The organism is Pelomonas sp. CA6 (assembly GCF_022549225.1).
Taxonomy (GTDB): domain Bacteria; phylum Pseudomonadota; class Gammaproteobacteria; order Burkholderiales; family Burkholderiaceae_C; genus Roseateles.
In genome coordinates, this window is the sequence record NZ_JAKZFD010000020.1 from 1 (window position 1) to 9,557 (window position 9,557).

Annotated in this window: 2 protein-coding genes; both read left to right on the forward strand. The window is 71.5% G+C overall.

Annotated features, from left to right (window positions below; genetic code table 11):
• Nucleotides 1-9: 9 nt before the first annotated feature.
• Nucleotides 10-9,252 carry a non-ribosomal peptide synthetase gene (locus LZ017_RS21630; protein WP_277604849.1) on the forward strand — a complete coding sequence of 3,081 codons (9,243 nt, stop codon included), beginning with the start codon at nucleotides 10-12 and terminating at the stop codon, nucleotides 9,250-9,252.
• The coding region (locus tag LZ017_RS21640) for a hypothetical protein (protein ID WP_241399008.1) at nucleotides 9,252-9,557 on the forward strand (306 nt) is incomplete at its 3' end. The genes LZ017_RS21630 and LZ017_RS21640, both read left to right, overlap by 1 nt.

Below are 9,557 nucleotides of genomic sequence, written 5' to 3' on the forward strand. Positions count from 1 at the left end.
ATCGTGCTGATGCAGCAGGAGGTGCTGGCCTGCCTGCAGGGTCAGCAGGGGCAGCTGCCGCCGTCGCTGCCGTTCAGGGACTTCGTCGCGCTGTCGCGGCGCGAGGAGGCGAGGCGCGGGCAGGAGGCCTTCTTCGGGCGGCTGCTGGGCGAGGTGGACGAGCCGACGCTGCCCTATGGGCTGGAGGAGGTGCACCGGCGCCAGCGGCGCAGCCGCTCGTCCGAGCTGATGCTGCCGCAGGCGCTGGGCGCGTCCTTGCAGAAGCAGGCGCAGGCGCTGGGGATCAACAGTGCGAGCCTGTTCCACCTGGCCTTCGCGCTGGTGGTGGGGCGGCTGTCGGGCCGGGAGGACCCGGTGTTCGGCACGGTGGTGATGGGGCGCATGCAGGCCGGGGCGCACGCCCAGCAGGTGATGGGGCCCTTCGTCAACACGCTGCCGCTGCGCTGGCGGCTGGACCAGGGCACGGTGCGCGAGGCGGCCCGTGGCATGCACGGGCTGCTGGCGGAGCTGATGCAGCACGAGCAGACGCCCTTGGCGACGGCGCAGCGCTGCAGCGGCGTGCAGCCGCCGCGGCCGCTGTTCAGCGCGCTGCTGAATTGCCGCCGCGTGGCACCGGCTCCGCTGGGCGCGGGCGATGAGGGCGACATCCAGGCCGTCGCGGTGGAGGGCCTGAGCGAGCATCCGCTGAGCCTGAACATCGAGGACGACGGCCAGGCCGTGGTGATGCAGGCCAGGGTCGACGAGCCGCATGATCCCGCCCAGGTCTGCGAGTTGATGGTGCAGGCGCTGGAAAGCCTGGAGCAGGCGCTGCGCGACGGCGGCCAGATGGCGCTGAGCGAGCTCACGCTGCTGCCGCGGGCGCTGCGTACGCGACTGCTGGAGCAGTTCAACGACGCCCAGGGCGATGTGCCCCGAGGCCTGATCCATGAACGCTTCAGCGCGCAGGCCGCGCGCACGCCCGAAGCGCTGGCCGTGCAGTGCGGCGAGCACAGGCTGAGCTACCGCGAACTGGACGAGCAGTCCAACCAGCTGGCCCGCCACCTGGCCGAGCGCGGAGCCGCGCCGGGTTGCCGGGTTGCGCTGCTGCTGCCGCGCAGCGCCTCCATGGTGCTGGCCATGCTGGCGGTGCTCAAGACCGGGGCCGCCTATGTGCCGCTGGATGCCGGCTGGCCGGTGCAGCGCGTGCAGGCGCTGTTGCAGGACGTCGACCCGGTGCTGCTGCTCGGCGCACCGGGCGGGGCCGAGGCGGTGAGCCTGCCGCCCGGCTGCACCCGCGTCGAGCTCGCGGACGGCGTTCCGGCCGCCTGGTCCGGCGCATCGCCGGACGCGCTGCCGGTGGTCGTGGACGAGGATACCGCGCTGGCCTATGTCATCTACACCTCGGGCTCCACCGGCACGCCCAAGGGCGTGATGGTGGGCCACCGGTCCGTGCTCAATCTGCAGCAGGCGCTGACGCAGCGCCTGGCGCTGGAGCGCCCGCTGCGCCTGAGCCTGAACGCGCCGATGAGCTTCGATGCCTCGGTGCAGCAGCTGTGCCAGCTGATGGCCGGCCATGCGCTGGTGGTCGTGCCGGAAGACATCCGGACCGATGCCCAGGCGCTGATGCGCTTCCTGGGCGAGCAGTCCATCGACCTGCTCGATGCCACGCCGACCCAGCTCAAGCTGCTGCTGGGCCAGGGCTGGGCGCGCGAGTCCTGGCGCCGCCCGTCGCTGCTGCTGGTCGGTGGCGAGGCGATCGATGCGGCACTGTGGCAGCAGCTGGCAGCGCTGCCGGGCACGCGGGCCTTCAACGTATACGGACCGACGGAATGCACGGTGGACAGCACAGCGGCCCTGATCAGCACGGACAGCGCGCCGCACATCGGGCGCGGCCTGGCCAACGCCCGCCTGTATGTGCTGGATGCGCAGCAGCGTCTGCTGCCGCCGGGCGTGGTGGGCGAACTCTTCATCGGCGGAGCCGGTGTGGCCGAAGGCTATCTGCGTCGACCGGAACTGACGCGCGAGCGCTTCCTGGCCGATCCCTTCGTGGGCGGCGGGGCGCGCATGTACCGCAGTGGCGACCTGGTGCGCTGGCGCGAGGACGGGGTGCTGGAGTACGTGGGTCGCAACGACCACCAGGTCAAGCTGCGCGGCTACCGCATCGAGCTGGGCGAGATCGAGGCCCGGTTGCTCGAACAAGCGGGCGTGCGTGAAGCGGCGGTGCTGGCGCGCGAGGACCAGCCCGGCGACCAGCGGCTGGTGGCTTATGTGGTCAGCGACACCGCGCCCGACGCCGAGGCCTTGCGCCAGGCCTTGGCGCGCGAGCTGCCGGCCTACATGCTGCCCAGCGCCTTCGTGCGCCTGGATGCGCTGCCCCTCACCTCCAACGGCAAACTGAACCGCCGCGCGCTGCCGGCGCCGCAGGCCCAGGACCACGCGACGCGCAGCTACGAGGCGCCGCAAGGCGCGCTGGAAGAACAGCTGGCCGCGCTGTGGGCCGAGGTGCTGCAGCTGCCGCGCGTGGGCCGGCACGACAACTTCTTCGAGCTGGGCGGTCACTCGCTGCTGGCGGTGACGCTGATCGAGCGCATGCGCCAGGCGGGCCTGGCCAGCGATGTGCGCGCCTTGTTCAGCGCGCCCAGCCTGGCGCAACTGGCGCAGCGCATGGACGGCGGCGAGGACCTGCCGCGCGAGGTGGAGGTGCCGCCCAACGGCATCCCGGACGGCGCGCAGCACATCACGCCGGCGATGCTGCCGCTGGTGACGCTCAGCCAGGCGCAGATCGACGCGATCGTGGCCCAGGTGCCGGGTGGCGCCGCCAACGTGCAGGACATCTACCCGCTGGCGCCGCTGCAGGAGGGCATGTTGTTCCACCACCTGATGGCGGAGCAGGGCGACGTCTACCTGCAGGACGTGTTGTTCAGCTTCGACCAGCGCGACAAACTGGATCGCTTCGCGCAGGCGCTGGACCAGGTCGTGCAGCGCCACGATGTGCTGCGCACCGCGCTGCACTGGGAAGGCCTGGACGAACCGGTGCAGGTGGTGTGGCGCGCCGCGCCGCTGGTGCTGGAGGAAGAGCAGCTCGATGCCGGCCTTGCGCTCGACGCCGAAACCCAGCTGCGCCAGCGCTGGGATCCCCGCCATACCCGCATCGCGCTGACGCAGGCGCCGCTGATACGGGCCCACGTGGTGCACGACGCGGCGAACCAGCGCTGGCTGCTGTTGCTGCTGATGCACCACCTGTCGACCGACCACCAGGCGCTGGACGTGATGCAGCAGGAGATTGCCTTGCTGCTGAGTGGTCGCGAGCAAGACCTGGCCCCGCCGCAGCCTTTCCGCAACTATGTGGCGCAGGCGCGGCTGGGCCTGAGCACGGCGCAGCATGAGGCCTATTTCCGCGAACGCCTGGGTACGGTGGAGGAGCCGACGCTGCCCTACGGCTTGTCGGATGTGCAGGGCGACGGTCGCGAGATCGGCGAGGCCCGTCTGCAGCTGCCCGAGGCTTTGAGCACCGGGCTGCGCAGCCAGGCGCGCCGGCTGGGCGTCAGCGTGGCCAGCCTGTGCCACCTGGCCTATGCCCAGCTGCTGGGCCGGGTCAGCGGCCGCGACGACGTGGTCTTCGGCACCATTCTCTTCGGCCGCATGCAGGCCGGGGTCGGCGCCGACCGCGCGCTGGGGCTGTACATCAACACGCTGCCGCTGCGGGTCCAGCTCGCCGGTGGCGTGAGGGACGCGGTGCGGCGCGTGCAGCACGAGCTCGCCAGCCTGCTGCGCCATGAGCATGCGCCGCTGGCGATCGCCCAGCGCAGCAGCGGGCTGGATGCCGGCGTGCCGGTGTTCACCGCCTTGCTCAACTACCGCCACAACGCGGCCGCCACGCCGAGCGACGCGGCGCACGGGGCGCTGTCGGACTTCCTCCAGGGCGTGGATGTCGCCACAGGCACGGAACGCACCAACTATCCCTTCGTGCTGACGATCGACGACGACGGGACCGGGCTCCAGCTGCGTGCGCAGGTGCAGTCACCCGTCCCGGCCGAGCGTGTCTGCGAGACGATGGCCGCGACGCTGCAGGCCCTGCTGCAGGCACTGGGCGACACGCCCGAGGCCCCTTTGTCCGCGCTGGACGGCATGGCCCTGGGCGAGCGCGAGCGCCTGCTGGCGCTGGGGGCCGCGCAGTCCAGCTTCCCGGTGAGCGAGGGCCTGCACCAGCGCTTCGGGGCGCAGGCCCGACAGCATGCCGAGCGGCTGGCGCTGCAGCTGGGTGAGCAGACGCTGGGCTATGCCGAGCTGGAGCGCCAGGCCAACCGGCTGGCGCATGAGCTGCGCCGCCGTGGCATTGGCGCGGAGTCGCGCGTCGCGCTGTGCTTCGAGCGCGGGTTCGAGATGCTGGTGGCCATCCTGGCGGTGCTCAAGGCCGGTGGCGCCTATGTGCCGCTGGACCCGTCCCAACCCATCGAGCGGCTGCGCTACTGCGTGCAGGACAGCGCGCCGGAACTGCTGCTGTCCCACCGCGCCGTGGACAGTTCGCTGCGGGCGCAGCTGCAGACCGAACTCGCCGCGCGCGAGCGCCTGCTGCTGATCGATCCCGGGCTGCCCAACCTGCAGTTCCTGCCGGACACGGAGCCGGACCAGAGCGGCTTCCGCGTGGACCAGCTGGCCTATGTCATCTACACCTCGGGCTCCACCGGACAGCCCAAGGGGGTGATGGTGGAGCATGCGCAGGTGATGCGGCTGTTCGCATCCTGCGAGGCTTGGTACCGCTTCGGGCAGGAGGACGTGTGGACCCTGTTCCATACCTATGCCTTCGACTTCTCGGTGTGGGAAATCTGGGGCGCGCTGCTGTACGGCGGCCGCCTGGTGATCGTGCCCGGCGCGGTGGCGCAGGACGCGCAGGCCTTCTATGCGCTGCTGTGCGAGCAGGGCGTGACGGTGTTGAACCAGACGCCCAGCGCCTTCCGCCAGCTGATCGCGGTGCAGGCGCTGGACGAACGTCCGCATGCGCTGCGCGAGGTGATCTTCGGCGGTGAGGCGCTGGAGCTCGCGACGCTGCGGCCCTGGTATGCCCGCGCGGTGAACGCGCGCACGCGGCTGGTCAACATGTATGGCATCACCGAGACCACGGTGCATGTCAGCTACCGGCCGCTGCTCCCGGCCGACGCGCAGCGGCCCGGCCCCGGCCCCATCGGCCGGCCGCTGCCGGACCTGAGCCTGCGCCTGCTCGACGCGCACGGGCGGCTCGCGCCGATCGGCGTGCCCGGCGAGATCCATGTCGGCGGCGCCGGCGTGGCGCGCGGCTACCTGAACCGGCCCGAGCTCAGCGAGCAGCGCTTCATCGCGGATCCGCTGCTGCCGGGCGGACGCCTGTACCGCTCGGGCGACCTGGCGCGCTGGAAGGAGGACGGCGAGCTGGAGTACCTGGGCCGCAACGACCACCAGGTCAAGCTGCGCGGCTACCGCATCGAGCTGGGCGAGATCGAGGCCAAGCTGCTGGAACTGCCCGGCGTGCGCGAGGCCGCCGTGCTGGCGCGCGAGGACGAGCCGGGCCACAAGCGCCTGGTCGCCTACGTCGTGGGCACGGACGGCGCGGCGGATGACGGGGCGAGTCTGGGCGCCGAGGCGCTGCGCCATGCCCTGGAGCAGCTGCTGCCGGCCTACATGGTGCCCAGCGCCTTCGTGCGCCTGGAGGCCATGCCGCTGACCGCCAACGGCAAGCTGGACCGCCGTGCGCTGCCCATCCCGGGCGGCGAGGACCATGCGCACCGCGGCTACGAAGCGCCGCAGGGCGAGGTCGAAGAACGGCTGGCCGCGCTGTGGGCGGATGCGCTGCAGCTGCCGCGCGTCGGACGCCACGACAACTTCTTCGAGCTGGGCGGCCATTCGCTGCTGGCGGTGAGTCTGATCGAGCGCATGCGCCAGGCCGGGCTGGCCACCGATGTTCGCGCGTTGTTCGGTGCCCCCAGCCTGGCGCAGCTGGCGCTGCAGCTGGAGGACGGCGAAGGGCTGCCGCGCGAGGTCGAGGTGCCGCCCAATGCGATCCCTGAAGGCGCGACCCGGCTGGCGCCGGAGATGCTGCCGCTGGTGAGCCTGAGCCAGGCGCAGCTGGACGCGCTGGTCGCGCAGGTGCCGGGCGGGGCTGCCAATGTGCAGGACATCTACCCGCTGGCGCCGCTGCAGGAGGGCATGCTCTTCCATCACCTGATGAGCGAGTCGGGCGACGTCTACCTGTTGCGTGCCGTGCTTCGGTTCGACGGCCGGCCGCGACTGGACCGCTACCTGGAGGCGCTGCAGCGCACGCTGGACCGCCACGATGTGCTGCGCACCTCGCTGCACTGGGACGAACTGGACGAGCCGGTGCAGCTGGTCCGGCGCCAGGCCGCGCTGCCGGTTCTGGAACTGGCGCCCGAAGCGCTGGGGCTGGCTGACGATGCCGACGGCGAGGCGGCGCTGCAGGCGCTGCTGCATCACAGCGATGCCCGTCGCACGCGGCTGCCGCTGCAGCAGGCACCGCTGATGCAGGTGCAGCTGCTGCGCGAGCCCGGCAGCGAGCGCTGGTTGATGGCGCTGCTGGTGCACCACATCGCGGTGGACCACCAGGCGATGGAGCTGATGCAGCAGGAACTGCTGCTGCAGATGCTGGGGCGTGCAGAGGAGCTGCCTCCCGCACGGGCTTTCCGCGAGCACGTGGCGCAGGCGCGGCTGGCCATGACGGCCGCGCAGCACGAGGACTTCTTCCGCCAGCAGCTGGGCACGGTGGACGAACCGACGCTGCCCTATGGCCTGTCGGACGTGCAGGGCGATGGCCGCGCGGTGAGCGAGGCCCACCTGGCGCTGCCCGAGGCGCTGAGCACCGGCCTGCGCGCCCAGGCGCGTAGGCTGGGCGTCAGCCTGGCGAGCCTGTGCCATCTGGCCTATGCGCAGCTGCTGGGGCGTGTCAGCGGGCGCGACGACGTGGTCTTTGGCACCGTGTTGTTCGGGCGCATGCAGTCGGGCGCCGGCGCGGACCGCGCGCTGGGGCTGTACATCAACACGCTGCCCTTGCGCGTGCGGCTGGAGGGTGGCGTGCAGGACGCCCTTGGGCGCGTGCAGCGCGATCTCGCGGGCCTGCTGCGCCATGAGCATGCGCCGCTGGCGCTGGCGCAGCGCTGCAGCGGACTGGACGCCGGTGTGCCGCTGGTGACGGCCTTGCTGAACTACCGCCATGGCCAGGCGCAGGCCGGCGAGGCGGTCGACATCCCCGAAATGCTGCAGGGCATGGAGTTGCTGGCTGGCGAGGAGCGCAGCAACTACCCGTTCACGCTGAGCGTGGACGACCAGGGCGCCGATGGCCTGAGCCTGAGTGCGCAGGTGCATCAGCCGGCTCAGCCGCAGCGCGTCTGCGCGCTGATGCAGCAGGCGCTGCAGGAACTGCTGCAGGCGCTGCAGGCGCAGCCGCAACGGGCGCTGGCGGATCTGCCGCTGCTGACGCAGGAGGACCAGGCCGAGCTGGCCGCGCTGGCGGACCATGTCCGACCCTATCCCGGCACGCAGACCCTGGCGCAGCGGTTCGAGGCGATGGTGCGCGAGCATGCGGACTCGGCCGCCGTGGTGCATGGGGGACGCCAGCTGAGCTATGCGCAGCTGGACGCGGCCGCCAATCGCCTGGCCCGCGCGCTGGCGGCGCGGGGCGTGGGCGTGGGGGCGGCCGTCGCCACCCGGCTGGAGCGCTCGCTGGAATTGGTGGTGGCTCAGCTGGCCCTCGTCAAGCTGGGGGCCGTGTATGTGCCGCTGGACCCGCAGATGCCCGAGGCACGCCAGCAGCTGCTGGCCGAGGACAGCGGGGCTGGGTTGATGCTGCTGGCGCCGGATTCGGCGGCGCCCGGCTTTGGCGTCGCGACGCTGGCCGTTTCGCTGGACGCGCTGGCGGACTTCGATGCATCGCCCCTGCAGGGCGTGCCGCAGGACGCCGAGGCACCGGCCTACATCATGTACACCTCGGGCTCTACCGGTCGGCCCAAGGGCGTGCTGGTGCCGCATCGCGCGATCTCGCGCGTGGTCGTCAACAACGGCTATGCGGCGTTTGATGCCACCGACCGGGTCGCGTTCGCATCCAATCCGGCGTTCGACGCCAGCACGGTGGAAGTCTGGGGTGCGTTGCTCAACGGCGGCTGCCTGCAGGTGATCTCCGCCGACACCATGCTGGACGCCCAGCGCCTGGCCGAGGCGCTGCGCACGGGCGGCGTCACCTCGCTGTTCCTGACCACCGCGCTGTTCAACCAGCTGTCGGCGCTGATTCCGCAAGAACTGTCGCGGCTGCGCTACCTGATGACCGGTGGCGAACGGCATGACGAACAGGCGTTCGAGCGCGTGCTCGCGGCGAAGGGGGAGGTGCGGCTGATCCATTGCTACGGCCCGACCGAAACCACGGTCTATGCGCTGACCCATGACGTCAGCCCGGCCGATGTGCAGGCGCGCTGCATTCCCATCGGCCGGCCGATCGGCAATACCGAGGTGCATCTGCTGGATGCGCATCTGAGGCCGGTGCCGCGCGGCGCGGTGGGCGAGATCTGCATCGGCGGACCCGGCCTGGCTCTGGGCTATCTGAACCAGCCGGAGCTGACGGCGCAGGCCTTCGTCGACCATCCGTTGAAACCGGGGCGCAAGCTGTACCGCAGCGGCGACCTGGGGCGGTGGAACGAAGACGGCAGGCTGGAGTTCATCGGCCGGCGCGACCAGCAGGTCAAGCTGCGCGGCTTCCGCGTGGAGCTGGGAGAGATCCAGTCCGCGCTGCTGGCCCAGCCCGGCATCCGCGAGGCCATCGTGCTGGCGCGCGAAGACGAACCGAGGCACAAGCGCCTGGTCGCCTACGTCGTCGGCGAGCCCCAGGCCGGGCCTGGCCTCGAGGCGTTGCGGGACGCGCTGGCCCTGACGCTGCCGGGCTACATGGTGCCCAGCGCCTTCGTGTCGTTGGAGGCGCTGCCCCTGACGCCCAACGGCAAGGTGGACCGCCGGGCGCTTCCCGCCCCGGAAGCGGATGACCTGGCCCGCCGTGGCTACGAGGCGCCCCAGGGCGAGGCGGAGGCGCAGATGGCGGCTTTGTGGGCCGAGGTGCTGCAGCTGCCGCGCGTGGGCCGCCACGACCACTTCTTCGAACTGGGCGGCCATTCCTTGCTGGCCATCAGCCTGATCGCGCGCCTGCGCCAGGCCGGGCTGGACAGCGATGTACGCACGCTGTTCGCGCAACCCAAACTGAGTGACTTTGTCGCAGCCATTGCGACCGTGGAGATCGTGTTGTGATGATTGAAGATCTGCTGATTGAACTGGACGACCTGGGCATCCAGCTGGAACTCCGCGACGGGGAGCTGGTCCTGCAGGGCCAGCGCCAGGCGCTGACCCCGCATTTGCTGGACCGGCTGCGCCAGCACAGGGCTGCGGTGGTCGAGCACCTGCGGGCCCGACCGGCCCCGCGGCGGGCGGCTCAGGCGTTCACGGTGCCGGCCAATGCGATCCCGGCGGGTGCGACGGCGATCACGCCGGAGATGCTGCCGCTGGTGGCGCTCAGCCAGGCGCAGATCGACGCGCTGGTGGCCACGGTGCCAGGC